This is a genomic window from Lactococcus sp. S64, from assembly GCF_016516525.1.
GTDB classification, from domain to species: Bacteria; Bacillota; Bacilli; order Lactobacillales; family Streptococcaceae; genus Lactococcus; species Lactococcus lactis.
Genome location: NZ_JACVUQ010000006.1, coordinates 18,723 through 44,577, shown reverse-complemented (window position 1 = coordinate 44,577; position 25,855 = coordinate 18,723). Strand labels below are relative to the sequence as shown.

General features: G+C 35.4%; 25 protein-coding genes and 1 pseudogene. 5 read left to right on the top strand and 21 right to left on the bottom strand.

Annotation, left to right across the window (positions count from 1 at the left end; all coding sequences use genetic code 11):
* Positions 1 to 229: 229 nt before the first annotated feature.
* Entirely contained in the window at positions 230 to 1,375 is a 1,146-nt protein-coding gene (locus IAE51_RS07960; RefSeq protein WP_058206357.1) for a hypothetical protein, read from the bottom strand.
* Between the two features lie 364 nt (positions 1,376 to 1,739).
* Between IAE51_RS07960 and IAE51_RS07955 the strand changes: the two genes are divergently transcribed.
* On the top strand, positions 1,740 to 2,705 hold the full coding sequence (locus tag IAE51_RS07955) for a ribose-phosphate diphosphokinase (RefSeq protein WP_012898422.1): 966 nt from the start codon (positions 1,740 to 1,742) through the stop codon (positions 2,703 to 2,705).
* Positions 2,706 to 2,826: 121 nt separating this feature from the next.
* Here IAE51_RS07955 and IAE51_RS07950 read toward each other — a convergent pair whose 3' ends face one another.
* Complete coding sequence (locus IAE51_RS07950; protein WP_010906170.1) at positions 2,827 to 3,258, bottom strand: universal stress protein; 432 nt, start codon at positions 3,256 to 3,258, stop codon at positions 2,827 to 2,829.
* Between the two features lie 240 nt (positions 3,259 to 3,498).
* Between IAE51_RS07950 and IAE51_RS07945 the strand changes: the two genes are divergently transcribed.
* Both IAE51_RS07945 and IAE51_RS07940 read left to right on the top strand, forming a co-directional pair.
* A complete protein-coding gene (locus IAE51_RS07945; protein ID WP_058211614.1) occupies positions 3,499 to 4,626 on the top strand; it encodes a cysteine desulfurase family protein in 1,128 nt (375 codons plus the stop codon).
* Positions 4,627 to 4,649: 23 nt separating this feature from the next.
* Positions 4,650 to 4,994 (top strand): DUF1831 domain-containing protein, encoded by a 345-nt coding sequence (locus IAE51_RS07940; RefSeq protein WP_200095124.1) that lies wholly within the window; start codon positions 4,650 to 4,652, stop codon positions 4,992 to 4,994.
* A 91-nt stretch (positions 4,995 to 5,085) separates the two neighbouring features.
* On the opposite strand, the gene tuf is transcribed toward IAE51_RS07940, so the two are convergent.
* The gene (gene tuf / locus IAE51_RS07935) at positions 5,086 to 6,273 is read right to left on the bottom strand and encodes an elongation factor Tu (protein ID WP_003132374.1); all 1,188 of its coding nucleotides are present in this window, start codon (positions 6,271 to 6,273) and stop codon (positions 5,086 to 5,088) included.
* A gap of 242 nt (positions 6,274 to 6,515) precedes the next feature.
* On the opposite strand from tuf, the gene IAE51_RS07930 reads away from it, so the two are divergent.
* Both IAE51_RS07930 and IAE51_RS07925 read left to right on the top strand, forming a co-directional pair.
* Positions 6,516 to 6,698 (top strand): SPJ_0845 family protein, encoded by a 183-nt coding sequence (locus IAE51_RS07930; protein WP_003132378.1) that lies wholly within the window; start codon positions 6,516 to 6,518, stop codon positions 6,696 to 6,698.
* Between the two features lie 58 nt (positions 6,699 to 6,756).
* Positions 6,757 to 6,873 carry a DUF4044 domain-containing protein gene (locus IAE51_RS07925; protein WP_014570713.1) on the top strand — a complete coding sequence of 39 codons (117 nt, stop codon included), beginning with the start codon at positions 6,757 to 6,759 and terminating at the stop codon, positions 6,871 to 6,873.
* Between the two features lie 57 nt (positions 6,874 to 6,930).
* Here the strand turns inward: IAE51_RS07925 and ileS are convergent, their stop codons facing one another.
* The 18 genes and pseudogenes from ileS to IAE51_RS07835 all read right to left on the bottom strand — a co-directional run bounded on the left by ileS (position 6,931) and on the right by IAE51_RS07835 (position 25,824).
* Positions 6,931 to 9,729 (bottom strand): isoleucine--tRNA ligase, encoded by a 2,799-nt coding sequence (gene ileS, locus IAE51_RS07920; RefSeq protein ID WP_003132382.1) that lies wholly within the window; start codon positions 9,727 to 9,729, stop codon positions 6,931 to 6,933.
* A 315-nt stretch (positions 9,730 to 10,044) separates the two neighbouring features.
* Complete coding sequence (locus IAE51_RS07915) at positions 10,045 to 10,989, bottom strand: DivIVA domain-containing protein (protein WP_195229223.1); 945 nt, start codon at positions 10,987 to 10,989, stop codon at positions 10,045 to 10,047.
* 56 nt (positions 10,990 to 11,045) lie between these two features.
* On the bottom strand, positions 11,046 to 11,837 hold the full coding sequence (locus IAE51_RS07910; RefSeq protein WP_058206360.1) for an RNA-binding protein: 792 nt from the start codon (positions 11,835 to 11,837) through the stop codon (positions 11,046 to 11,048).
* Positions 11,834 to 12,109 carry a YggT family protein gene (locus IAE51_RS07905; RefSeq protein ID WP_010906174.1) on the bottom strand — a complete coding sequence of 92 codons (276 nt, stop codon included), beginning with the start codon at positions 12,107 to 12,109 and terminating at the stop codon, positions 11,834 to 11,836. Before IAE51_RS07905 ends, IAE51_RS07910 begins: the two co-directional genes overlap by 4 nt.
* Positions 12,109 to 12,699 carry a cell division protein SepF gene (locus IAE51_RS07900; RefSeq protein WP_003132390.1) on the bottom strand — a complete coding sequence of 197 codons (591 nt, stop codon included), beginning with the start codon at positions 12,697 to 12,699 and terminating at the stop codon, positions 12,109 to 12,111. The genes IAE51_RS07905 and IAE51_RS07900 overlap by 1 nt, the downstream gene beginning before the upstream one ends.
* A 33-nt stretch (positions 12,700 to 12,732) precedes the next feature.
* A complete protein-coding gene (locus IAE51_RS07895) occupies positions 12,733 to 13,410 on the bottom strand; it encodes a YggS family pyridoxal phosphate-dependent enzyme (protein ID WP_003132391.1) in 678 nt (225 codons plus the stop codon).
* Positions 13,411 to 13,413: 3 nt separating this feature from the next.
* Positions 13,414 to 14,667, bottom strand: coding sequence for a cell division protein FtsZ (gene ftsZ / locus IAE51_RS07890; RefSeq protein ID WP_003132392.1), 1,254 nt, complete (start codon positions 14,665 to 14,667; stop codon positions 13,414 to 13,416).
* A 30-nt stretch (positions 14,668 to 14,697) separates the two neighbouring features.
* On the bottom strand, positions 14,698 to 16,068 hold the full coding sequence (gene ftsA, locus IAE51_RS07885) for a cell division protein FtsA (protein WP_003132393.1): 1,371 nt from the start codon (positions 16,066 to 16,068) through the stop codon (positions 14,698 to 14,700).
* A gap of 160 nt (positions 16,069 to 16,228) precedes the next feature.
* Complete coding sequence (locus tag IAE51_RS07880; protein ID WP_058203592.1) at positions 16,229 to 17,098, bottom strand: DegV family protein; 870 nt, start codon at positions 17,096 to 17,098, stop codon at positions 16,229 to 16,231.
* Positions 17,099 to 17,210: 112 nt separating this feature from the next.
* A complete protein-coding gene (gene rlmB, locus IAE51_RS07875; protein WP_012898430.1) occupies positions 17,211 to 17,939 on the bottom strand; it encodes a 23S rRNA (guanosine(2251)-2'-O)-methyltransferase RlmB in 729 nt (242 codons plus the stop codon).
* Positions 17,940 to 18,084: 145 nt separating this feature from the next.
* Positions 18,085 to 19,203, bottom strand: a complete 1,119-nt coding sequence (locus tag IAE51_RS07870; RefSeq protein WP_200095122.1) for an FAD-binding oxidoreductase — start codon at positions 19,201 to 19,203, stop codon at positions 18,085 to 18,087.
* A 129-nt stretch (positions 19,204 to 19,332) separates the two neighbouring features.
* Positions 19,333 to 20,178, bottom strand: coding sequence for an aldo/keto reductase (locus tag IAE51_RS07865; RefSeq protein ID WP_058204006.1), 846 nt, complete (start codon positions 20,176 to 20,178; stop codon positions 19,333 to 19,335).
* An 11-nt stretch (positions 20,179 to 20,189) separates the two neighbouring features.
* Positions 20,190 to 21,518, bottom strand: coding sequence for an MFS transporter (locus IAE51_RS07860; protein WP_057720510.1), 1,329 nt, complete (start codon positions 21,516 to 21,518; stop codon positions 20,190 to 20,192).
* Between the two features lie 165 nt (positions 21,519 to 21,683).
* Positions 21,684 to 22,562 carry a LysR family transcriptional regulator gene (locus tag IAE51_RS07855; RefSeq protein ID WP_200095120.1) on the bottom strand — a complete coding sequence of 293 codons (879 nt, stop codon included), beginning with the start codon at positions 22,560 to 22,562 and terminating at the stop codon, positions 21,684 to 21,686.
* A 15-nt stretch (positions 22,563 to 22,577) separates the two neighbouring features.
* Positions 22,578 to 22,982: a MerR family transcriptional regulator gene (locus IAE51_RS07850; protein WP_058203449.1), complete on the bottom strand. Its 405-nt coding sequence runs from the start codon at positions 22,980 to 22,982 to the stop codon at positions 22,578 to 22,580.
* 81 nt (positions 22,983 to 23,063) lie between these two features.
* Positions 23,064 to 24,374, bottom strand: coding sequence for an aminopeptidase C (gene pepC / locus IAE51_RS07845; protein ID WP_021722575.1), 1,311 nt, complete (start codon positions 24,372 to 24,374; stop codon positions 23,064 to 23,066).
* A 128-nt stretch (positions 24,375 to 24,502) separates the two neighbouring features.
* Positions 24,503 to 25,086 (bottom strand): annotated as a pseudogene (gene yqeK, locus IAE51_RS12225) (bis(5'-nucleosyl)-tetraphosphatase (symmetrical) YqeK).
* A gap of 57 nt (positions 25,087 to 25,143) precedes the next feature.
* Positions 25,144 to 25,824, bottom strand: coding sequence for a 5'-methylthioadenosine/adenosylhomocysteine nucleosidase (locus IAE51_RS07835; protein WP_200095118.1), 681 nt, complete (start codon positions 25,822 to 25,824; stop codon positions 25,144 to 25,146).
* Between the last annotated feature and the right edge of the window lie 31 nt (positions 25,825 to 25,855).

The following is a 25,855-nucleotide window of genomic DNA, read 5'->3' as shown; positions in this document are numbered from 1 at the left end:
CTGCTTTTGTAATATATTTTAGCTTTATGTTTTCTAAACAAAAATCAATCTGTCATTACTGAACCTCTTGTCAGTAATTTTTCACTGACAAAAACTTTTTTATTTTCTGTCAGTAACATTTTTACTGACAGATTCACTTTTGTATAGAACTACACGTATGTCCCATTATACTATATTTTAAGTAAGAAAAAAAGGCTCATAGAGAGCCTTTTAGACAATTTTTAGTTCATTAGTTAGCGGCTTTTACAGCAACTTCGCCAGAGACTTTAAATTGGTTTGCAGCTGGAAGAGCTTTGTAAGTATCAAGTTGTTCTTGAGTTGCAAAGTAAAGATTTCCAGTGATTTCAGATTGGATTGATTGACCATCAGTCCCTTTCATGTCGCGTGCCATAATTGAAGCATCTTTACCGACATAAACGTCACCTTTGATATTACCACCTTCAAGATCGAAAGCAGGTGAGTTAACAATCAAGCGTTTAACTGTCAAAGTATAAGATTTAGTGACTTGGTGTTGATCATTTTGTTTAATCATTGCAAGTGTACGTTGAACAGCTGATTTTTCATTGAGGAAAGTACCATCAATTGTAAGGTCTTTATCTGAAGCATCAACATCAGCGTTAGTAGCTACAAGCCAAGCACCATTTTTACCGAGTGCTTTTTTCAATACTGAAACATCAGCAGTACCAGTTGTTGCCCCAGTTTCTGTATCTGTACCATTTCCTTCAAATGAATAAGTTACATTTCCGTGAGCGCCAGCTGTAATTCCACCAGGTTTGAATGAAACAACATCACCTTTAACAACTGAAGTTGTACCAGTTACTTTAACTTTTTGAGCATCTGGTAATTTATTGTAAGCATCAAGAAGGTCTTGGCTAGCAAAAGTCAAGTTACCATCAATTGTTGCTTGTCCTTCAACACCTGTACCAGTTTGTCCGTGGAAGCCAGTTGCAAATACATCAACATTCCCTTTAACAGTACCATTTGAAATATAGAAACCAGGAGATTTCACTTCAATTTTATCAACTGTCAAAGTATAACGGTCAGTAATTTTGTGGCTGCTATCTTGATTGTAGATTGCCAATTTACGAGCGACTTGTCCGTCACCTAAGAAAAGACCTTCAACAGTCAAAGTTTTCCCAGAAGCATCCATATCACCTTTAGTTGCATTCAACCAAGCTCCATTTTTAGCAAAGCCTTTTTGCAAATCAGAGAAGTTGTTTGTTCCTTGAGTTGCACCAGCAAAAACTTCTGCTTTTGATGATTGTTCTGTTTTTTTATCAGAGCTACTTGAAGAGTTATTACTTCCACAAGCGGCAAGTAAAGAAACTGAGAGTACTGAAACTGCAAGAAGTGAGATCACTTTTGTTTTTTTCATTTTTAATTCCCCTAAAAATAAATAATTTGTTCGTAACACTTACCTTTCACGAACCTTACAGAACCATTGTAACACTTCGCTTTTGTAAACGCAAGACTTTGCACGAACTTTCACAAACTTTACATTCTCGTTTTTTTGAAAATGTTTTCAATCGCTTATACATCAAGCATTAAAGCGCTTTTTTAATTTATTAGAATTTTAAGTTTGTGAAATAATTTTTTGCTTGAAAGAATTATTCAAAATACTCTCAAATTTTATTTTCAGATTAATTCACAAAGATATTTACAGATATAGACTATGAAAATCACCATTATTTTGCTAAAATAGAACTATATTATTTCATAAAAGAAAATGGAGAGAAATCGTGGTTTACTCTGATTCACACTTAAAGCTTTTTGCCTTAAACTCAAACCCTGGTCTTGCTGAGAAAATTAGCCAGTTTACAGGAGTTCCTCTAGGAAAACTTTCTTCAAAACAGTTTTCCGACGGTGAAATTATGATTAACATGGAAGAAAGTGTCCGTAGTCAAGACATCTTTATTGTTCAATCAACAAGCTGCCCTGTTAACGATCACCTTTGGGAATTACTAATCATGATTGACGCATGTAAACGTGCTTCTGCTCGTACAATTAACGTTGTTATCCCATACTTTGGATATGCTCGTCAAGACCGTACTGCGACTTCTCGTGAACCAATCACAGCCAAATTAGTTGCTGATATGATTGTTAAAGCTGGAGCTGACCGCTTATTAACCCTCGATATTCACGCTGTCCAAGTACAAGGTTTCTTTGATATCCCTGTAGACAACTTGTTTACTGTCCCACTTTTTGCTGACTACTACCGTAAGAGTGGATTATTTGGTGATGACGTGATTGTTGTTGCACCAAAAAATTCTGGGATTAAACGTGCACGCTCACTTGCTGAATACTTAGAGTCAGCAATTGCCATTGTTGACTATGAAGATGATGACAAAAACCGTGAAAACGGATATGTTATCGGTAATGTTTCAGGTAAAAAAGTTATTCTTATCGATGATATTTTGAACACTGGGGTCACTTTTGCCAACGCTGCAAATGTTGTACGCGAAGCGGGAGCAAGTGAAATTTATGCAGTTGCCAGCCACGGATTATTTACTAGCGGAGCCGCTGATGTTCTTGAAAAAGCAGATATCAAAGAAATTTTGGTCACAGATTCTGTTGTAACAAACCATCGCAAACCTTTAAATGTAAAATATTTGAGTGCAGCTGAATACTTAGCCAGTGCTATTCTTCGTATCCACGAAGGACGTCCAGTTTCTCCACTTTTTGAACATGAAAAACCTCAAGATTAAAGGAATTCTTATAGAAACACTTTAAGCAATTGAAAAATACCAACACTAAGTTGGTATTTTTATTTTTGATATATTAATTTATAAAATAAAAGTCATCTCAATTGACGACTTTTACTTTTCTTTATTTAATAACCATTACGTTGCAAGAGGCATGGTTAACAATATACTGTGTTGTTGAACCAATGATAAAACGATCAATCGCATCAAGACCAGTTGACCCAATTACAACTAAATCGATATTATTTTCGTTTGCATAATTAATAATTTCTCTTTTAGGGCTGCCAGTTAAACGTACAATCTCAAAATCAACTTCTGTGCCTTTAAGATATTCTTGAACTTGCTCTACAACATAATCAGAATGCTCTTGTACACTTTTATACAAAGTCATTGTGTCTAAATGCACTGGAATATTTGCTAACTTATCATTTAAAACATACAATATTTTAAGATGTGAATGATTTAATTTTGCTGTGTCAACCGCTTCACGAAGGGCATCATAAGCTTGTTCTGAACCATCTACTGCAACTAAGATATTTTTATATTCTTCAACCATAATAAAACCTCCCTAAGAATATTATATAATTATTATTAGAAATATACCATCAATAAATCACATTAATTGATCTGAATAAGATTATAAGATATTTAAAGAATAATCTCATTGCTTTTCATATAAAAAGAATAAAAAAATGGTAAAATAGAGCTTACAGATAAGGGGACTTTTAATCCTGATGGAATTAAATCATTTCCTTATAAAATATCCAGCAATTACTATGAAAGGTAGGAAAATCAAATTATATATTTAGATAACGCTGCTACAACACCTCTACTTCCTGATGTTATCACCGCAATCTCAGAAAGTTTATCCGCTAATTTTGGAAACCCCTCTAGTATTCACAGTCTCGGACGTGCTTCAAGTCAGATTGTTCGTAAAGCCCGTGAAACTGTGGCAAATGCTCTAGAAGTTCCAAGTCGCAATATCATTTTTACTTCTGGTGCTAGCGAAGCTAATAACCAAGCCTTAATTGGTTATGCACTGGCTAATAAAGATAAAGGAAATCATATCATCACAACAGCTATTGAACATCCTTCTGTTCTAAATACTGTTCAATATCTTCATGAGCGTTATGGATTTGATGTTAGCTTTGTAAAACCAAAAGCAGACGGAACATTCCCAGCTTCACTTATAGAAGACAACTTGCGTCCTGATACAATTTTAGTCAGCATGATGTGGGCTAATAATGAAACAGGCCAACTTCTTCCAGTAAAGGAAGTCGGAGAGCTCTTGAAGCAACATCAAGCCGTTTTTCATGTTGATGCTACTCAAGTAATGGGAAAAATTTCAGTGCATCCTCTGGATGTTTCGGCTGATTTCCTCTCAGCATCAGCGCACAAATTTCATGGACCAAAAGGGGTCGGCTTCTTGTACTATAACGAAAAGCTACATTTTGATGCTTTGATTCATGGAGGAGAACAAGAAGAAAAAAGACGGGCTGGTACAGAAAATCTCCATTCTCTTGTTGGTTTAGCTAAAGCCTTAGAACTTGCCCTTGAAAATATTGAATCAAATTATCAAGCAGTTGAAAAACTTAATGAAACTTTACTAACTAAACTAGAAGAACAAAAGATTTCATTTTATAAAAATAATTTTGGTCCAAGTATGCCTCATGTTCTAAATCTTGCTTTTCCGAATGAAAATCATGATTTGCTCTTGACCAAACTCGATTTAGCTGGTTTCGCAATCTCAACTGGTTCTGCTTGTACAGCCGGTACAATCGAACCTTCCCATGTTCTTGAAGCTGTTTACGGGAAAAATTCTGAAAAACTAAAAGAAAACATACGTATTTCTTTTTCAGAAATGAATACAATTGATGAAGTTAATCTCTTCGTTGAAAAACTTAGTTCTATTTTAAAAAAATAAACAATTTATTTAGGAGACTCACAATGGCATTTATCACCGAAAAACATTTGGAAGGTAGCAAATATGTTTATCAACTTGCGCCTACTGTTAAAAAATTCACTTTAAAAGATACAACTTTTATTCAAACTAAAATTGGTAATTTTGAATTTAAAAGACTTCTTGAAGAAGTTCCAAATTCAAACGAAGGATTTTTATTAAAAATTATTGTTAATCCAGATTTAAGTGGTTTTAAACTTTCAGTTACTGATAAATCCGGTTTACGAAATGTTGATATTTTTAAAAATGCGAGTGAAATGATTCAAAATAAATTTTACTTCCAAATGGATGCACTTGTTGACCGCGGTCTATTTACAAAATCAGAAATTTAAAAAACTCCCCTTTTGGGGGTTTTTATTTTAAGAAAATTAAAAAAAAAAAGAACTGTCATAAATGACAGCTCCAATTTGCTTAGATTTATAATTAAGCTTTGATTTCAGCAACGATACCTGAACCAACAGTACGTCCACCTTCACGGATAGAGAAAGTAGTACCTTGTTCGATCGCAACTGGGTGGATCAATTCAACGTCGATATGCACGTTGTCACCAGGCATTACCATTTCAGTTCCTTCTGGAAGTTTAACTGAACCAGTAACGTCAGTTGTGTGGAAGTAGAATTGAGGACGGTAGTTGTCGAAGAATGGAGTGTGACGTCCGCCTTCTTCTTTGCTCAATACGTAAACTTCACCTTCGAAAAGTTTGTGTGGAGTGATTGAACCTGGTTTAGCAATAACTTGACCACGTTCGATTTCGTCACGTTGAATACCACGGAGAAGTGCACCGACGTTATCACCAGCAAGACCTTCAGTAAGTGTTTTACGGAACATTTCGATACCAGTAACAACAGCTTTTTTAGTTTCTTCTTTGATACCAACGATTTCAACTTCGTCACCAACTTTAACAGTACCACGTTCGATACGTCCTGAAGCAACTGTACCACGACCAGTGATAGAGAATACGTCTTCGACTGGAAGAAGGAGTGGTTTGTCAGTGTCGCGTTCTGGAGTTGGGATGTATTCATCAACGATGTCCATCAATTCTTCAACTTTAGCAACCCATTGTGGTTCACCGTTCAAAGCACCAAGTGCTGAACCAGCGATTACAGGAATATCGTCACCTGGGAAGTCGTATTCGCTCAAGAGGTCACGAACTTCCATTTCAACGAGTTCCATCAATTCTTCATCATCAACAAGGTCAGCCTTGTTAAGGAAGACGATAAGGTATTTAACACCAACTTGACGTGAAAGCAAGATGTGTTCACGAGTTTGTGGCATTGGTCCATCAGTTGCAGCAACAACGAGGATTGCACCGTCCATTTGGGCAGCACCAGTGATCATATTTTTAACGTAGTCCGCGTGACCTGGAGCGTCGATGTGGGCATAGTGACGTTTTTCAGTTTCGTACTCGATGTGAGCAGTGTTGATTGTGATACCACGTTCGCGTTCTTCTGGAGCAGCATCGATAGATGCGAAGTCAGTCGCTTTAGAGTAACCTTTGTCAGACAATACTTTAGAGATTGCAGCTGAGAGGGTAGTTTTACCATGGTCAACGTGTCCGATAGTACCAATATTAACGTGTGGTTTGCTACGGTCGTATACTTCTTTAGCCATTTTAAAAATGTCTCCTTTGGGGAATTTGTTTTATTATAGGTAGTCTGCATAAAGCAAACTACCGTTCTTTATCATTATACTTAAAATAGTTTTGAAATGCAAGTCTTATCAGCTTTTAATCGCATTTTTTCAAGAAGTTTTTTCATATATCTAGCTTTTTTATCTATGAAGTAGTAAAATAGTTCTAGTATTGCTCTTCTCTTTTTGAGCACTGTAAAATATTTTATTTCAAGGAGACCACAATGGGCTTAACTTTTAGAAAACGTGATGATTTTGATAAAATGATGGATGATTTAGGCGTCTCAACTGTTGATTTAGTGACTGATGATGACAAAAAAAGCGTTCCTTCTCCTGAAAAAAAGGAAGATCCATTTGCTAAATTTTTGACTCCAAAAGAAAATAATAAGGAGAAAGACCCAAACTAATTGAAAAGTCTTCTTTTTCTTGTTACAATTAGTTAAAAATATTTTTATTGAGGAACTTATGGCATATAAAAAACCACAAAAAAGTACTTTCCAAAAAGTAACCATGGTTGTTGTGATTATCATGGTTGTTCTTACGCTTTTCAGCGTACTTGCATCAATGCTTGCGGTATTGTAATTATTAATTTTAAAATAAAAAGTTACTGACAGTTTTGTCAGTAACTTTTTTTATTTATTAATCTTCAAAACCTTCTTCAAGAATTTCAGGGAATTCTGTTTCAACGATATGTGCACAATGTTCACAAAGCATTTTGAGATGTTCATTAGCATTGTGTCCAACTGTTTCATCTGTTCTACGGCAACGATCACAAACTTCTCCAGCCGCATGTTCAACAAGAACTGCAAGATCATCAAATTTCATTGCAGACTCTGGGGCATTATTTACTGGTTCGTTGGCAACTACAAAGTTTGATACAATCAAAAGTTGAGCAACATTTTCATCAATTGCCGTCAATAAAGTACGCACAACTTCATTTGGATAAATAGTTACTGTTGCTTCCAATGATTTACCAATCAATTTTGCTTCACGAGCACTTTCCAAAGCTTTCAAAATCTTATCACGGAAATCAAGAAATTCTTGCCAGTTTCCTAACAATTCTTCACTTCCAGGAATTTCTGCTGCTTCTGGCATTTCTGCAAGATAAGCAAAATTTTCTGGTTCATGTTCCAAGTAAGTCCATGTTTCTTCTGCCGTGTGTGGCAAAATTGGTACAAGAATTTTCACTAAATCTTTCAAAATAACATACATAACTGTTTGCATTGAGCGGCGTTCTGGTGAATTTGCTGCTTCAATATAAACAACATCTTTAGCAAAATCAAGATAGAAAGATGACAAATCATTTGTGATGAAATTAATGATTGATTTGTAAACAGTCATAAAGCTATAGTTATCATAAGCTGTACGAATTTGTTTTACAAGTTCATTAAATTTCACAAGCATATATTTGTCTACTGGACGAAGTTCTGCAAAATCAATTGCATCTTCTTTTGGATTAAAATCAGATGTATTAGCGATTAAGAAACGCAATGTATTCCGGATTTTACGGTAAACTTCAGAAACTTGACTGAGAATATCCATTGACACACGAACATCTGATTCAGTATCAATTGATGCCACCCAAAGACGGAGAATGTCAGCACCAAATTTCTTAGTGACATCTTTTGGCACGATTGTATTTCCAATTGATTTAGACATCTTACGTCCTTTACCGTCTAAAACAAATCCTTGTGAAAGAACTGCTTTATATGGTGCAACGCCATTTACCGCAACTGAGGTTGTAATTGATGAATTAAACCAACCACGGTATTGGTCTGAACCTTCAAGATAAAGGTCTGCAGGGAAGCTAAGGTAGTCACGTTCGTTAAGGACACCATTCCAAGAAGAACCTGAGTCAAACCAAACGTCCATGATATCTTTTTCTTTTGTAAATTCACCATTTGGTGAAGCTGGATGAGTGAATCCTTCTGGTAAAAGGTCTTTTGCTTCACGTTCAAACCAAACTTTTGAACCAAATTCAGCAAAAAGTTTGGCTACATGTTCAGTTGTTTCTGGTGTGATAATTGGTTCTCCATTTTCACCATAGAAAATTGGTAATGGAACTCCCCAAGCACGTTGACGTGAGATGACCCAATCGCCACGGTCACGAACCATATTGAATAAACGAGTTTTACCCCATGGAATTACCCAATCTACTCTTTCAACTTCATCTAAAATATTTTGACGGAAGTCATCGATTGAAGCAAACCATTGTGGTGTTGCACGGAAAATTACTGGTTTTTTAGTACGCCAGTCATGTGGATATGAGTGAGTGAAGAATTCGAGTTTCAATAAAGCATCTTTTTCTTCTAGCCATTTACTGACAACTTTATTTCCTTCATCGTAGAAAAGTCCTTCAAGTCCAGGAGCTTCATCAGTATAATAACCACGGTTATCAATTGGTGAAAGAACAGGCAATTTATACTTACGACTTGCAAAGTAGTCATCTTCACCATGTCCTGGGGCAACGTGGACAAGGCCAGTCCCAGAATCAAGAGTAACATAATCTGCATTCATGATTAAAGTTTCACGGTCATAGAATGGATGTTTTGCAACCATATATTCTAATTCAGAACCTTTAATCGTTTGAAGGACTTCTGGATTTTCCCATTCTAATTTTTCAGCAACAGCTTCAAGCATTTCTGAGGCAATCACAAATTTACGACCATTAACTGCTACAACTGAATAATCATAGTCAGGATGAGCAAAGATTCCCAAATTTGATGGAATTGTCCATGGTGTTGTTGTCCAGATTACAAATTCTACATCTTCTGGTAATTTACCTTTAGTATCTTTAGCTTTAAATGCCACAAAAATTGATGCTGAACGAACATCTTGATATTCGATTTCAGCTTCAGCCAGTGAACTTTCTGATGAAGGTGACCAATAAATTGGTTTTTGTCCTTTATAGATATATCCTTTTTCAGCCATTTTACCAAAAACGCGAATTTGAGCTGCCTCATATTCAGGCAATAGTGTCAAATATGGACGGTCCCAATCAGCAAGAACACCAAGGGATTTGAAATCTGAACGTTGCATATCTACTTGTTTCATCGCGTATTTACGACATTCCTCAAGATAATCAAGCAAATCCATTTCTTTACGCTTCATGCCTGCTTTAGCAAGTTGTTGCTCAATTGGCAAACCATGAGTATCCCAACCTGGAACATAAGGAGCACGAAATCCTGCCATTGATTTATAACGAACAATAATATCTTTTGAAATTTTGTTCAAAGAGTGTCCGAGGTGAATATTTCCGTTCGCATAAGGAGGCCCATCATGAAGCATAAATGAGGGTTTTCCTTCATTTAATTCTTGACGTTTCTCATAAAGTGTCGCATCTGCCCAGTCTTTTTGCCAGTTTGGTTCTTTATTTGGCAAGCCTGCACGCATTGGGAAAGCTGTTTTCCCCAAATTCAAAGTATCTTTGATTTTCATATTTTCTTCTTTCTTTCGATTTTGTTTTTATTGAATAAAAAAAAACGATTTTTCGCAAAGGACGAAAAACCGTGGTACCACCTTCATTTTTTCTGTCAGTTAAATTTACTGACAGAAACTCTTTTGCGTAACGTGCAAGACGCTTGAACTTACTTTTAGTTCAGTCCAAGATTTTTCTAAAGATTCTTTGAGAAAATAAATTCTGTCAGTAACTTTAGAAGTCCAATCAGCTGATAATAAGAAAAATAGGGAATACGAGTCTTCCATCGTCACTCGCTTGCTTGAATTATATTTTTTCTTATCTTGGTCTGATTTTTAATTTTTTAATTCGCTTAAATCAATTGTTTCTTGATTATCTTTTTCAACAACCTCAGCTGTTTCAGCTGGTGCTTTTGAATCTAATTCTGGGAAAATTTCTGAATCATCTGCTTTTGGAGCTTCAACTTCTGATTCTTCGTTAGAATCATTAGTAGTATTAGCTTCGTCAGTAATTTCTACTTCTTCTTTTACTTCGTCAGGTACTTCGGTTTCAACAACAATTTCCTCTGAAACAATTGTTTCTGTTTCTGTTTCTGTTTCTGTTTCATCAGATGTTTCATTTGCTTGTGCAATATCTTCATCTGTTAAAGGTTTAATTGCTTGGGTTTTTGCCAAAGTAGATTCAGCATTTTCCAAATGTTCTTCAATGATTGATTGCAATTTTTCTTCAGGATTGATTGCATAATCTTGAGTAGGTCTAAAGATTTCAGCCCAGTCATCCGATTGAATAGACGCAAGTTGATTTTCAATAATTGAAGTCATTCGTTGGTGATAGAGACGCATTTTACGTTTCAAATCATCAGTATCACGTACTAATTTACGCGCATCATCAGAAGCAGCATTCAAAATAAATCCAGCTTCTTTTTTAGCCGCTTCAATAATTAAAGAACTCTTTTGTCCTGCATTTGCAATAATATCAGCAGATTCTTTTTCAGAATTAATTCTAAGCGTATCAGCTTCACTTTTGGCTTGTTCACGAAGATTATCAGCAGCATCTTGAGCAACAACAATTGACTTGTTCAGTGAATCTTTCATGTCATCAAAATATTTCACGCGTTCGCGTAATGCCTTTAATTCACGTTCTTGATCTTTGATTGTTTGAGCGAATTCATCATAATCTCGAACAACGATATCCAAAAATTCATCAACTTCATGTTTACTGAAGCCGCGAAATTGTGGATTAAAAGTTTTGTTTTGAACATCTAAACTATTTAATGTCATCAATCACTCCTCTTTATCCTTAGAAAATCTTATAAATCTGATTTTCATCTTAGAATCTATTTTTTTCGATTTCTTATAAGTTCTATTTCAACTCTCTGTTTTCCTTTTTTAGTAAAATCTAAAATCCTTAATATTTTGATACGCCCAAAACCTCGAACGCTAATCAAATCATCAAGACCAACAGAGAAATCTTTTTTATCAATTTCTAGGTAATTAACCTTAACCTTCTTTGATTCTAACATATTTGTAGCAATATTGCGAGAAATTTTGAAAGCGACTGCAATCATTTTATCAACTCTTAAGTTATCCACAAGAACAACTTCTCTGACAGCTTTATCTGTTTCTTCAACTAAGCTTCCCAAAGAAATTTCTTGAATTTTGACTGCTGCTCGCCCAATTTTTTCTATTGCTTTAAAACTCTCAACAAGATGTTTACTGACAAAAACTTGAATTTTATTGTCACTAACAATAATATCACCCAATTCTTGCCGTTTAACACCAGCCTGTCCCAAAAAAGTTCCAAGGACTTGGGCATGTGAAAGTTCTACAAATTTTGAAGCATAATTAATTTCAAGCAAAGAAATATCAAAGTCTTCTCTGTCAAGAACATAAAAATCTGGCGCCAAAATTATTTTGACTAACTCCGTTCTTGCTAGTTCCTCACTAGAAAAAATCTGAACATTTCTCTTATTTGCCAGCGTTTTTAAAATATCCACTTCTCGGGGATTAAGAAAAAATGTACTTATCACCGAATAAGATTCTTCTACTCGATTTATCCATTCTAAACAACGATCAATAAAATGCCGTTCCTTTTCTTGAAAGTGTTGATAGATATTTTCAGTAATCAATAGAATACTCCGTTAAATACAATAACAATAAATCTTTGAATAAATTTCAAAACAATAAAAGCAATAACGATTGAAAAATCTAATCCCCAAAATTGTAGAGGTAAATTTTCAAATAAACTTAAGTAGGGACGAGAAACTTTAACAATTATACGTCCAAACCAAGTTCCATAAAGAGTTGGTATCCAACTCATTAAGGCGTAAATAACTAGAATAATTGAATAAACATCAAGTAAGCGTAAAAGCCAATTTATTATTGTAAGTGTAATAAGCATTAGTAAATATCGTAACTTTCAAAATTTTGACCAGCTAAGATAGACATTTCTTTCGCTGCATCGACTGTGATATTTGCTGGAGTCATCAAGAAAATTTGACCACCAACATTTTGAATATCACCATCAAGAGTAAAGACCACCCCAGTCATGAAGTCAATTGAACGACGCGCTTGGGCGTCACCCATAAATTTAAAATTGACAAGGACACATTCACCGTTTTTCACGATGCGTGCTGATTCCATGATGTCTGCATAGGCACGTGGTTCTTTAATTGCAATAGTTGAAACCGTTGCAGCCACTGATTGAGATTGTGAAACGGTTTGTTGTTGTACGATTTTTTCAGGCATAGGTTTTGTGAATGTTGAACCAGCGCGTTTTGGCGCTGCTGTTTGTGTTTGTGCTTTTGAAGTTGATTGTGCAGGACGACGAGTCTGATATTCCGGCTGTGCTTTGCGTTCCTCAACCTTTGGTTTTGGCGTAGATGCCACCGTTGGCCTAGATTCTTGCACAGGACGTGCAGGTTCATTGAACTCTTCATCATCCTCTACAAAATAATCACGTAGATTATTCATCCAATCTTTAAATGCCATATTTTCCTCCGTTGTTTACGTTAATCTTAAGACTTATAGATTTTTAAAAAATTCTGTACCGATTCGAACAAAAGTTGCACCATTTTTAATGGCAATCTCATAATCTCTGCTCATTCCCATACTTAATTCAGTACAAGGAATTCTGGAAAGATTCATTTCGGATATTTCAACTTGTAATTTTTTCATTCGTCCAAAAATGTCATTACATTCACTTTCAGTCGCATCAAACGGAGCCATTGTCATCAAACCAACAATCTCAATATTTTCCAATTCAGAAAACTCAGGTAATATTTCCATAAGTTCATTGACAGAAAATCCATGTTTACTTTCCTCGCCAGAAATGTTAAGTTCAATAAAACATTTAATGGTGTGTTCAGCACGTTTATTTATTTCCTGAGCTAATTTCAGAGAATCTAAAGCGTGGAAATAATCAACATAATTAATAACTTGTTTAACCTTACGTCTTTGTAAATTACCAATCAAATGCCAAGTAATTTCTAAATCCTTAAGAGCTTCGTATTTTTCCAAAAAAAGTTCTGTTCGATTTTCCGCTAAATGTGAAACTCCATTTTCAAAAACTTCACGTGCAAGATTAGCATCAACAGATTTGGTCACAGCGACGACTGAAACTGACTGATTAGAATAAGAAGACGCAGCCTTTGCCGCATCTACATTACTCAGTATTCTTTTAACATTCTCTTTAATCGTCATTGGTTAGTTTTTACGGAAGAATGGTGGTGTGTCAAGGTCTTCATCTGTTGTTGGAACTCCGCCGAAACTTGTTACTGAAGAAGTATCACGTGTGTTACTTACGTTTTGACGTGTTGAAGTTTCACGACGAATATCCCAATCTCCAAATGCAGAAGATTGATTTTGCCCTTGCGGAGCCGCTTGCGTTTGTTGTTGACTTTGCATTGGACGGCTTGTTTGAGCATGTTGCATATTAGAATTGTGAGTCAAGTTAGGTTGACGACGTGGTTCAGGTTGCAAACCCAAAGCTTCGTCAGCATCTTCCTTAGCAACACCAGTTGCAACAACTGTTACACGGATTTCGTCTTTAAGGTTAGGGTCAATTGCTGTACCCAACATAATATTAACATCATTACCAGCTGCTTGGATAACAATTTCTGAAGCATCTTGTGCTTCAATCAAACTCATATCCATACCACCAGTAACATTCAAAAGAACATTTTCTGCGCCTTCGATTGTAGTCTCAAGAAGTGGTGAGTAAATTGCTTTACGAGTTGCTTCAATAACGCGTTCTTCACCAGTCGCAACACCGATACCCATAAGGGCATCACCTTTGTTTTCCATTACTGTTTTAACATCGGCAAAGTCAAGGTTAATCATTCCTGGGTTAGTAATCAAGTCAGTTACCCCTTGAACACCTTGACGTAAAACATTATCAGCTTCACGCAAAGCTTCAGTTAAAGGAGTTTTCTTATCAACAATTTCAAGCAAGTTATTGTTTGAAATAATGAGAAGTGTATCAACATTTGCACGAAGAGCTTCAATTCCTTCAGTTGCAAAGTATGAACGTTTTGATCCTTCAAAACCAAATGGACGAGTAACAACACCCACAGTCAAAGCGCCAAGCTCTTTAGCAATTTGTGCGATAACTGGTGCAGCACCTGTACCAGTTCCACCACCCATACCAGCAGTGATGAAAATCATATCTGAGCCTTCAAGGGCTTGTGATACTGTTTCAGCTGATTCTTCAGCTGCGCGTTTACCAACTTCAGGTTGCGCACCAGCACCCAAACCGCGAGTCAATTTTGGCCCAAGTTGAATAACTGTATCTGCTTTTGAGCTACGCAATGCTTGTACATCAGTATTTGCAGCGATAAATTCAACGCCAGAAACACCTTCTTCAATCATACGGTTGATGGCATTACCACCACCGCCACCAACACCGATAACTTTAATTACAGCACCAGAAGTTAAGTCTGTATCAAATGAAAATTCCATGTTTTTATTTCTCCGTTTTTTACTTTCAGATTAATCAAAGAGATTGCCAAAGAAATTTTTGGCACGGTCAACGAGACCTTCTTTTTCTTCTTCAGGCTCAGAAGCTTTTTGAGCTACTACTGGACGTGCCTGAGGTTCAACGTAGAAATCATTTTCTACGTCAGCAACTGTTGTTGCTTGTGGTGTAATTGTTGGAACAGGAGCAACATAAGTTTCTTCTGTCGTCGTATAAGCATAATCACCAGAAAATGCTTGAGATACTAAAATATCAATATCACTACGATTTCCAATGTAATTAACAACACTAATCACTTGAGCAAATGCTGGATTACGTAATCCCATTTCACCTGGAACAAAAAGACGAGCATTTATTCCTAAGATTTTTGTTGCTAAATCAACAACACCAGGCATTGCAGCTGTTCCACCGACCAAAATCAAACCTCCAGGAGTTTCTGAAGTATGTCCGTGTTCCAAATCTTGACGTACACGATTAAAAACTTGAGTCATACGTGCTTCAATAATTTGTGAAAGATAATATTCTGTAATTTGTTCTGGTTCTTCTTTACCTACAACATCAACAAGGAAGTACTCATCTTGGCTAGCACGTTCTGTACTTGCTTCACCATAGTTGACTTTCAAATCTTCCGCTGCAGAAACAGAAGTGTTAAGAACTGTTGAAATATCTTTAGTTACATAATCGCCACCTTCGGGGCTAGTATGTGTAAATCTTAATGATTGTTCTTTAACTATGCTAACTGTTGTTTGTCCAGCACCCAAATCAACCATGATTGTTCCAAACTCACGTTCACCTTCTGTAAGCACGTATTGTGCCATTGCCAAAGGAGCAATTACAATATTGTCAACGAGCAATCCTGCGCGTTCAACAACTTTGCGAACATTATGAACAAGAGTTTTAGGTCCAGTGTAAACAACCCCACGAATCTCAAGACGTACACCAAACATTCCACGAGGGTCTGAAATACCTGTAAATCCATCAACTGTAAACTCTTTCGTTTCAACAGCAATAATTTCTCTTTCAGGAACAATCCCACGCATCAAAGCATTTTGAACAACTTGAATAACATCGTTATCCGTGATTTCTTTAGTATCACTGACAATAGGAACCATTCCTTGGCAAGGTTCCATTTCGAGGGAATTCGCTGGGATGCTCACGTTAATTCTATCAATCGTGATTCCTGCGCGTTCTTCGGCAGCATTTACAGCTTTACGCAATGCTTGTGCCACCTTCTCAATATCTACAATAATTCCATTTTTAAGGCCATCGGATTTTGCATTTCCGACACCGATTATGTTCATTTCACCTGAGACGTATTCAGCAACAAGCACCTTTATTGTGTTTGTCCCGATATCTACGCCTGTATAAAGTCCACTTTTGGCCATAAAAGCGACTCCTTTCCCTCACACATCACGATTCATATTTTTTTAATAAATTAGGTAAGTGTAAAGATAATTTTGTATACAATTACACTCATTAATTATTTTAACATAAAATCACAGTAAAACAAGAGTTTAGCTGTGATTTTTTTCGTTTTTTATTGAATTATTCTCTACTTTTTCTACTTATTGAAAAAATTGCGATTGTCCCGTCACCTGTATGAGTTACAATTGTTGGACTAAGTGGACGAACATCGACATCACTAATCCCTTTTTTTTGCATAGCTTGTTTTTTAATTTCTTGTGCTATTTCATCTGTTCCAGAATAAGAGATAAGTAGGCGGGGATAGGCTGTATCCATCTCTTCAAGACTCTTTTCAAGGAGTTGATTAATTGCTTTTTTCTTTCCTCGAACTTTGGTCACTTGCCGAAGTCTTCCCTCAGGGTCAACATCAAGAAGAGGTTTGATATTTGCCATTGTTCCAACGAGAGCAACAGCTTTAGGAATTCTTCCACCTCTTGCCAAATGGTTTAAGTCGTCAACCATGAAGCGACTTTGTAAACGTGGAATAATATCTGACAAAACTTCAAGCGTTTCTGTCAGTGTTTTTCCAGAGTCACGCAACTTTACAGTTTCTTCAACAAGGAAACCTTCTCCAGAAGCTGCTGCCAGTGTATCAACAACAGTGATTTTTGCAGAAGGGAATTCTTCTAAAACCATATCTTGAGCAATCAGAGCTGATTGATAAGTCCCAGAAAGTCCTGACGAAAAAGCAAGGTAAAGGAGTTCTTCATCTGCAGATGCAAATTTTTTAAAAACTTCTAAAAATTGTCCAGAATTAATTTGGGACGTGTGGACAGTAGCTCCTTTTTTTATTGCTGCAAGAAGCGTGGAATTATCTAATGCGGCTTCACCTATTGTTTCATAAGTTTCTTCTCCAACAGTTACAGTCATTCCCAAAACTGTAAGATGATGTTTTTTAATATAATACGGACTCAGGTCTGCTGTTGAGTCTGTCATGATTTGAAAAGTCATAATAATCCTTTCTGCTGTTTCAACTTGCTGATAATTTCTTGAATTTACTGACAGATTAATCATAAGTTTGGGCTTTAATGATTCCAAGCGCTAAAGCTTTCATCAGTAATTTTTATAGTCGATTTCTAAAAATTTCGTACATCAAAATACTTGCTGCTACTGATGCATTTAAACTTTGAACGTGTCCTGTCATTGGAATTGTAATCATTTCATCAACTTGTTTTTTGAGATTTTGGCCAATTCCATGCCCTTCGTTTCCGATAATCAAGGCAACTTTACCTTTGGTATTCCACTTACTGTAAACTGTGCCGTCCATGTCCGTTCCAAAAACCCAGAAATTAGCAGCTTTAAGTTTATCCAAGGTCTGAGAAAGATTAGTAACACGGACAATAGGGACATGTTGTAAAGCACCCGTTGAAGCTTTGACAGCCGTTGGAGTAATTCCAACGGCTCGGTGTTTAGGAATAATAATTGCATCGACTCCTGTAGCATCAGCTGTCCGAGCAATTGACCCTAAATTATGAGGATCTGTTAACTCATCTAAAATTAAAATTGTGGCATCAGATTTCTCGGCTAATGCTGGGAGAATCTTTTCTAAATCTGCATAAGCAAATTCGGACACTCTTGCCATAAAGCCTTGGTGAACACCGTTTTCTGTTAATTTATTTAATTCTGTTTTGGGTGTCCATGAAATATTAACTTTTTTAAGTCGTGCTAATTCTTTTATTTTTTCAACATTTTTACCACGTAAATCTTCTTGAACGTAAAGTTTGTTGACAAGGTCTCCATTTAAAGCTTCCGTGACCGCATGTAGTCCGTAAATCAAATCTGTATTTTCCATGAAATCATTATATCATTTTTAGACAAAAAAACCTGACTCAATTCGTTACTTTAGCTCATTATGTATCTGACAAAAAAATTATGTAAAACACCAAAAGTTCCTCTTCTAATGATTTACATAATTTTTTTGTGTGATAATAAGCCTTTTAATTGCTCGTTTTTTCTATATTAATATAATTTTTTATGTCTTTTTGATAATTTGAACTATCCCAAGAAATTTCTGGATGATTAAAATATTGGGCAAGTAAATAGGCGACATAAGGACCAGTAGTTAATCCAGATGACCCCAAAGCGCTGGCAAAAGCTAATGAAGAAAAGTCAGGGTGCGGACCAAAAAAAGGCGAAAAATCTGAAGAATAAGCACGTGTTCCCACACGATATTGATATGGAAAGTCAATTAGTTTTGTATCCGATAAGTAAGATTTGACCCCCTCTGTCAAGCTTTCAAAAGCTTCCTGACTCTCTGACAAATCCCAACCCTCTTCATTTTCATGGGTTGCTCCCAAAAGAACTTGACCATTTTGAAAAGGAATGATATCTGCAGCCCCTTCTAAAAATAAAACTGGCCAATTTTTTGTTTCAAAATCCGTTTGAAATGAAATTAATTGTCCTTTTTGTGGTTTGACATCCACTTGTGTGCCAATTGATTCCAAAAGTTCTTTTAAAGCTGGCCCCGGGCATAAAACTAAATCATCTACCACTTCCGTCACACCTTCATGAATGACTTGCCATTTATCTAACGCTCGAGCAATTGTTGCCCGCTCTGAATAAAATTTGACCCCTCTTTTTTGAGCTCGCTTTTTTAATGACGATAAGTAAGCTTTTCCATCTAATCTTGCACCTCCTGAAAGATACAAACTTTCTCTTGGTTTTAATAATGGAAATAAAGCAACAGTTTCTTCCTCCGAAAGTCTCTTAATCTCACCCATCTCGGGAGCTTCTTTTTTTCTTTCAATTGCCAACTTCTCTAACTCAATTAAGTCTAATTTTTGTCGCAAAAAAAGAGTGCCACATTTTTCATAAACATCTTCAGTTAACTCAAAATCATTTTTCATTTTTTCAAAAAAAGCTGCACCATCTTTTGCCAATTGATACCATTTTTTATTTCTTCTTTTAGAAAGCCAAGGAGAAATAATCCCAGCACTTGCTTTAGTTGCCTGATTTTTTTCATCATCAAAAAGACTAATATCAAATTTATCAGTATCTAAATAATTGGCTAAGGTCATACCGATTATTCCGCCACCAATAATTGCAATTTTTTTCATCACATTCTCCTTTTTTCAATGAAATATAGAAAAAATCAAGACTATCTAGGCTTGATTTTATTTTTTGTTTTAAAAGTTCTATCTCTCTAAAGTATATCACTTTTGCATAAAAGCATGAGAATCTGTGCTTTAGTCTTCTAGTTTCCATGACAAAAAGTTTTTTTCTTGCTCCTCATAGGTCATCGTAAAATAAGGTTGTTTTTTATTTAATTTACGAATTTCTTTTATTTCGGAGCAGGATAATTCAAAATCAAAAATATTTATATTTTCTGCTAAATGTTCTTTTTGCGTTGAGCGTGGAAAAACAATAATTCCCTCTTGAATATGCCAACGCAAAATGATTTGTGCGACTGTTTTATTATATTTTTTAGCCATTTTTTTAAATATTTTTTCTTCAAGTAAGTTTTTATCGCCATGTCCCAGAGGATACCAACTTTCAATTTTTGTACCATAAGGTTTCAAAAATTCCTGTAATTCTACTTGTTGATGATAAGGATGAGTTTCTACTTGAATGACACTCGGTTTGATATCAGCAAAATTAAATAAATCAACTAATCTTTCTCCATCAAAATTTGAAATTCCAATTGATTTCACCTGTCCCTCTTTTACAGCATTTTCTAAAGCAATCCATGCTTTTCGATAATTTCCAACCTGTTGATGCAATAAGAGTAAATCAATTTGTTCAACTTTTAGGCGTTTTAGCATTCGCTCAATTGCTTCTGGCGCTTGCTCATAATCAGAAGGCCAAAGCTTGCTTGTAATCCAGATTTCAGAATTTGAAATTTCTGAGTCTTGAATTGCTTGACCGACAGAAGCTTCATTTTGATAAGCGTGTGCCGTATCCAGATGACGATAACCTAATTCCAAGGCAGTTTTTACAATATTTTGCGTTTCTGTTCCTTCTGGAAGCTGATAAAGTCCCAAACCGAATTGGGGAATGACATTGCCATCATTTAATGTTAATTTTGTTTGCATTTTTTCTCCTTTTATTTTTTATTATTGTCTGGTCTAGTAAAAATTAAGACAAGAAGGCCTACTGACAGAAAAGCGGTGATGAATCCCATGACCAAATGATAATAAGCACTTAAGTCAACAATATTTGAGCTAAATAACACAACAATAGATAAACCAACAGGTCCTCCAAGTTGATGCATCATATTTGTCAAACCTGATGCAGCTCCTGATAATTCTGGACTGACCTCTTCTACTCCCGCTGCCGTCAGCGGAGCAAGAAGCCAACCTTGCCCTAATCCAATAATCATCATTTGAAAAATCATCGCATAGAAATATCCCCATTCTGGTTGCGAAACTAATGACAAAATCATTCCAGTCAGTAAAATCACTTGTCCTAAGATCATTACTTTACTATTTCCTAATGCTCTAGTTAATCTAGGAAGAAAAAGAGCCGCAATAAAATTTACGATTGTTAAAGGAAGAAAAGCAAGTCCGGATTGCAATGGTGAAAAATGATACATTTTTTGCATAATCTGTGGCAGAATAAACCAGTAAGTCAACATTGCCATCATAAAGGCAAAGCGTGCAACATACGAACCCGACCGTACTTTATTTTTAAATAATTCTAAAGGAATTAATGCATAAGTTAACTTTTTTTCCCAAAGTATAAATAAGATAATTAAAATGAATGAGAGGATAATGATGAACAAATTACTTACCGTAATTCCGAAAACAAATAGGACTGAGATAAGGACTGACAGAAAACTTCCCAAAAAGTCAATTTTGCTAGCTTTGATATCGCTTTGATGAACATTAACAAGAGTTAGAATAATTAATAATAAACTAAAAGGAACATTTAATAAAAAGCCAACACGCCATGAAAGAGCCGAAGTGAGCCAGCCACCTAGAATAAGTCCAAAACTTGAGCCAATTCCCGCAGTTGCTCCATAATATGAGATAGCTCTAACTCTTAAATCCCCTTTATATGTATCCATTAATAAAGCTAAACTTGTTGGAGCAAGAATAGCCGAACCAATCCCTTGAACTGCTCTGGCAATAATCATCATTTCTGAAGAAGTTGACAAACCGACAACTAAACTAGAAAATCCAAAAATGAAAAGTCCAAGAAGGAAAATTATTTTTCGCCCTAATAAATCACCCAGGCGTCCTGCTAATAAAAGAAAACCACCAAACGTAATCGTATAAGCATTAGAAACCCAAGATAAAGTTGATTCATTCATTTTTAAATCTTGAGAAATTTTTAAGCTACTTGTAAATATTATTGAGTTATCCATTAAAATAAGGAAATAGGAAAACAAAATAATAAAAAGGATAAGACCAAATGTTTTTTTATTTTTCATAGATTTATTTTAAAATAAAAATTCACTGATTAGAAATGCTTATTTTAGTTAGTATTATGCTTTGCGAGCATAATACTGACAAAAAAGTTACTGACAGAGCTGTCTGAGAATAGCTGTTGACACTTTAGTCTTTACAAATATGCTCTAATTTCTGTCAGTAACTTTTTATTCATTATCTTGAAGATATTGCTTAATAAATGCTCTTGTAAGAGGAGTCAGTGGAATATTTTTTTTCCAAGCAAGCACACTTAAAGTTTTCACTTCCGGACTCAATGGAATAGCTTTTAAATCAGGGTAATCTCGAATAAGCGCCCCTTCTGTAACAACTGCTTCGCCAATTCCTGCATGAGCAATTTCAAAAAGATGAAAACCGAGATTAAAGCCGCCAATAATTTCTAAATCACTCACTTGGCAGCCTGCCCAATCGGCTATAAATTGACGAACTTCTGGTCGTTCTGAAATTAATATTCTTTGCTTTTTAAATATTTCTGGACTTACTTCATCTAATTCTGCAAGTTCTGAATCGGATTGAGTGAGCATCATCCAACGTTCAGGAAAGCCAATTTTTTCAACATTATATTTTTCAGTTGATGTTGGCTCTAACAAAAAACCAACATCAACTAGTCCGTTGTCAATCTTCCATTTGATATCATCAGCATTTCCTGACAAAATTGTAAATGTAATTGACGGATATTTATTTGTCAGTCTTTGGAGCGTTTTAGCGATACTGGAAGTTGTCCAGCCTTCTAAAGCACCAATCGTCAGATGGCCAGATAATTCTGCATTTTTTCGGTCTTCAAAAACTTGTACTGTTTTACTGGTCAGCTGTAAAATTTCCTCAGCCTTAATTTTAAGAAATTGTCCATCTTCAGTTAAGATCAGTTTTTTCCCATCACGCATAAAAAGTTGTGTATCTAGTTCGCGTTCAAGTTCTTTAATTTGTCTAGATAATGTTGGCTGCGTAATATATAACTGTTCAGCAGCTTTGGATACTGTTCCAGCAGTTGCAACTGTCCAAAAATATTTTAATAATCGAAGTTCCATTTATTCTTTTCCTATTTAAATCTTGATTGTTTCTTTTGAACTTTGGTTCAAATTAATTTCATTTGGCAACATCACTTCATCATAATTTTCAATTTTGAATGTCAAATAATCCAAGGCAGATTGCTTTTCAATAATTTCTGCTCTCAATTGTTCAACCTGGTTCTTCAAAATTTCAATTCTTTCTTCTTTCGTTTCGGGATTTCCCTCATTCACTAATGCCATATAACGGGTCAAAGGTTCAACTTGCACACCTGCATCTCGCATGTGTTTGACAAATTTCAAAGTTCTAATATTAGCTTCTGTAAAATTTCTTATTCCAGATTCTGTCCGTGTAATTTTAGGAATCAGCCCAATTCTTTCATAATACCTTATATTATCTGTTTTTATCCCTGATAATTCAGCAGCTTTTTTTATATTCATTCTTTTATTTTAACACTTGAAGTGAACTTTAAGTCAATAAAAAAACATTTAACCTAAAGTTAAATGTTCTTTGTTTGCAAATTAAGCTAAAGCACCCATTGGGTCCCATGGTAGAAGTACTTGAGGTTTCTCTTCGTAAGCAGCCAATTCTTCTTCAGTTAAAAGGTCTTTACGGACAACAATTTGATAAGTATATTCATCCATCCATTCATCAGAGGCAACAAAATATCCTTTTTGACCCGCATCTTTACCCCATGAATTTTCAACTTTCCATTTAGTTGAATTTCCGTCAGCATCTAAATCAACACCCGCTAAAACCATGGCATGCGTCATCAACGACTCACCATAGTCAAGACGTCCTGCTTTGCTTTGAGTAAATTCAATATCCAATGAAGATTTGAAATCATAAGAATCCATTGTCAAAAGTCCTGCTGAACGATTTGATTCTTGACCCACGTCACAACCAAACCAAACTGTTTCACCAGCTTGCATTTGGGCAATGGCCAATTTTTTAAAGCGGTCCATTTCAACATTCAAATGTTTCACTTCTTTACCACCGACAACATTTCCAAGAAACTCAACTGTGTAGCTCTTATTATAAGGTTTGTCAGCAGTTGGAGCATTGATTACTGACACATAATTATTCAAATCAATTCCAACATATTCATTGTAAAATTCTTTTGGACTACCAACAAATTTTTTGTATTCATTATCTTTATTACGAAAAGCAAATTCAAAATTTTGTGGTGGCAAACCTAAAGTTACCGCAAGGAAATTAAAGACTTCTTGCAAAAGTTCTTCTTTAACTGCTTTAACATCTCCACCTTGCTCAATTGTATAACGCAAAATTTCAGCATCTTGACGGAGTAGTTTATTCAAGTATTGATTCAATTCACGTGAGCTACTTGAAGCTTGTGATTCAGGATAAACAGCTTTGGGAACAATTCCATATTTTTCAAAAATTGCAACCATCATATCCCATTGGCCGCCATCTTGTTGTGGTGTTTGTAAAAGGAATTTCAAACGACGATCGTCCATTTCAATATCACCAATAATTTGTTCCATGAACCAGTTTGATTTTTCATATTTATCCCAGAAGAAAGTGTAAGCTTGTGAAAACTCAAAATCCTCTGTTTTAAATTCATTGATAAATTTATGACGGAAAGTGTTCAAAGCAGCAAACATCCAGCAACGACCAGATTGTTTTTGATTCGTTACAGGGTCTTTTGTCAAGTCAATTGAAAACTCAGGCAAATTTGCTGCATGTGAACCACGGACTTCGAGTGATGAAAGCAAACCATTTTTAGTCACGGCATTTTCCACCGCACGCAATTTTGTATTTTCTGCAAAATTTTCGTAGAGTTTTTGTGTGAAATCTGATGTTACTGTCATAATACCTCCCAATAAATCGAAACTTCTGACAAAAGTTTCGATAAAAATAATCATTATCAATTTTGAATAATGATATTCTATTATTTTTTACATTCTTCTATTATAATCTAAATTATCAAAAAAATCAGCTAGGAAAGCTGATTTTCTAAATCTTTCTTTGCTTCTAAAAGCCATGGATGTGCAACTTTCAATCCATCAGCAATAATGAAATTAATATAATAAAGTGCCGCACTTTGCAAATTTACTGACAGAGCTGTCAGTAATCCCTGCCTAAATGGCGCATTATCTCCACCATCCCAGCTAATTTTGTCAGCAAGAAAAACAATCAAGTCCAATTCTGTAAAATTTTTTCTTAGAGTAGTATGACATTCAATTGCTGACAGAACTTGTTCGTCAGTAATTTTAAAATGTTGACTCGCCAAATACTTAGAAAGTTTCTGATGAATAATTAATGGAAATTCACGCTCTTCTGTTAGTAATTCGATATTAAAAATTTCTGCTTTTTCTACTCTTTGATCATTTGGATAAATTCCACCAATATCATGTAAAAGTCCTGCTATAAAAGCTTGCGAACGTCTTCAGTTAATTCTTCTGTCAGTGCCTCAGCCGTCCTTGCCACTGCTAAACAGTGCTCAAACAATTGGTCATTATTCAAAAAAAAATTAACTTCCTCAATTAGGAGTTCTAACCTTTTATCCTTGATTTCTCCCATTTCACTTCCTCTTTGTTCTCATAAAAAGAAAAATCTATCAAAAGATAGATTCCAATTTTATACCATTTCTTCGAGTAAACGACTCAAGCCCTCAGCTGATTTTTTTCCTGCTTCAATAATAAATTTATCAAAATTAACATTAGCATCATGGTCAGCAGTATCAGACATCGCACGAATAATTACAAATGGTTTTCCAAGTGCTGTTGCAGCTTGAGCAATAGAAGCCCCTTCCATTTCAACGGCTAAAACATCCGGAAAATGCTCTTTAATCTCAGCAATTTTACTAGAGCTACTGATAAAACTATCCGAACTAGTAATCAATCCAACATGCACATTTTCTAAAACTTTTTTCAATTCAGAAACAAAATATTTACTTGATTCAAAATATAAAGGTTGTTGAGCCATTTGGCCATAAGCATAACCAAAAGCAGTAACATCAACATCATGATAAGCAAGTTTATCAGCAACTACAACATCACCAATTGCTAAACCTTGAGCAACTGCTCCCGCTGATCCAGTATTGATAATGGCGTCGACATCAAAAATGTCAACCAAAAAACCAACTGCCAAAGCAGACATCACTTTACCAATTCCAGATTGGACAAGGACCACTTCATGCCGGCCAATTGAACCTGTATGAAAAACTAAACCATGACGAGTATGTTTTTCTGCATTTTCTAAGTTTTCAACAAGTATGCGAATTTCTTCATCCATCGCACAAATAATTCCTATTTTCATTTTTTTACCTTTTTTCTAATCTTTTTACTCT

Excerpts from the sequence above, each read along its gene's own strand:
- IAE51_RS07960 (WP_058206357.1), bottom strand. The coding sequence starts at position 1,375 with ATGAAAAAAACAAAAGTGATCTCACTTCTTGCAGTTTCAGTACTCTCA.
- IAE51_RS07950 (WP_010906170.1), bottom strand. The coding sequence starts at position 3,258 with ATGGTTGAAGAATATAAAAATATCTTAGTTGCAGTAGATGGTTCAGAA.
- IAE51_RS07940 (WP_200095124.1), top strand. The coding sequence starts at position 4,650 with ATGGCATTTATCACCGAAAAACATTTGGAAGGTAGCAAATATGTTTAT.
- tuf (WP_003132374.1), bottom strand. The coding sequence starts at position 6,273 with ATGGCTAAAGAAGTATACGACCGTAGCAAACCACACGTTAATATTGGT.
- IAE51_RS07930 (WP_003132378.1), top strand. The coding sequence starts at position 6,516 with ATGGGCTTAACTTTTAGAAAACGTGATGATTTTGATAAAATGATGGAT.
- IAE51_RS07925 (WP_014570713.1), top strand. The coding sequence starts at position 6,757 with ATGGCATATAAAAAACCACAAAAAAGTACTTTCCAAAAAGTAACCATG.
- ileS (WP_003132382.1), bottom strand. The coding sequence starts at position 9,729 with ATGAAAATCAAAGATACTTTGAATTTGGGGAAAACAGCTTTCCCAATG.
- IAE51_RS07915 (WP_195229223.1), bottom strand. The coding sequence starts at position 10,989 with ATGACATTAAATAGTTTAGATGTTCAAAACAAAACTTTTAATCCACAA.
- IAE51_RS07905 (WP_010906174.1), bottom strand. The coding sequence starts at position 12,109 with ATGCTTATTACACTTACAATAATAAATTGGCTTTTACGCTTACTTGAT.
- IAE51_RS07900 (WP_003132390.1), bottom strand. The coding sequence starts at position 12,699 with ATGGCATTTAAAGATTGGATGAATAATCTACGTGATTATTTTGTAGAG.
- IAE51_RS07895 (WP_003132391.1), bottom strand. The coding sequence starts at position 13,410 with ATGACGATTAAAGAGAATGTTAAAAGAATACTGAGTAATGTAGATGCG.
- ftsZ (WP_003132392.1), bottom strand. The coding sequence starts at position 14,667 with ATGGAATTTTCATTTGATACAGACTTAACTTCTGGTGCTGTAATTAAA.
- ftsA (WP_003132393.1), bottom strand. The coding sequence starts at position 16,068 with ATGGCCAAAAGTGGACTTTATACAGGCGTAGATATCGGGACAAACACA.
- IAE51_RS07880 (WP_058203592.1), bottom strand. The coding sequence starts at position 17,098 with ATGACTTTTCAAATCATGACAGACTCAACAGCAGACCTGAGTCCGTAT.
- rlmB (WP_012898430.1), bottom strand. The coding sequence starts at position 17,939 with ATGGAAAATACAGATTTGATTTACGGACTACATGCGGTCACGGAAGCT.
- IAE51_RS07870 (WP_200095122.1), bottom strand. The coding sequence starts at position 19,203 with ATGAAAAAAATTGCAATTATTGGTGGCGGAATAATCGGTATGACCTTA.
- IAE51_RS07865 (WP_058204006.1), bottom strand. The coding sequence starts at position 20,178 with ATGCAAACAAAATTAACATTAAATGATGGCAATGTCATTCCCCAATTC.
- IAE51_RS07860 (WP_057720510.1), bottom strand. The coding sequence starts at position 21,518 with ATGAAAAATAAAAAAACATTTGGTCTTATCCTTTTTATTATTTTGTTT.
- IAE51_RS07855 (WP_200095120.1), bottom strand. The coding sequence starts at position 22,562 with ATGGAACTTCGATTATTAAAATATTTTTGGACAGTTGCAACTGCTGGA.
- IAE51_RS07850 (WP_058203449.1), bottom strand. The coding sequence starts at position 22,982 with ATGAATATAAAAAAAGCTGCTGAATTATCAGGGATAAAAACAGATAAT.
- pepC (WP_021722575.1), bottom strand. The coding sequence starts at position 24,374 with ATGACAGTAACATCAGATTTCACACAAAAACTCTACGAAAATTTTGCA.
- IAE51_RS07835 (WP_200095118.1), bottom strand. The coding sequence starts at position 25,824 with ATGAAAATAGGAATTATTTGTGCGATGGATGAAGAAATTCGCATACTT.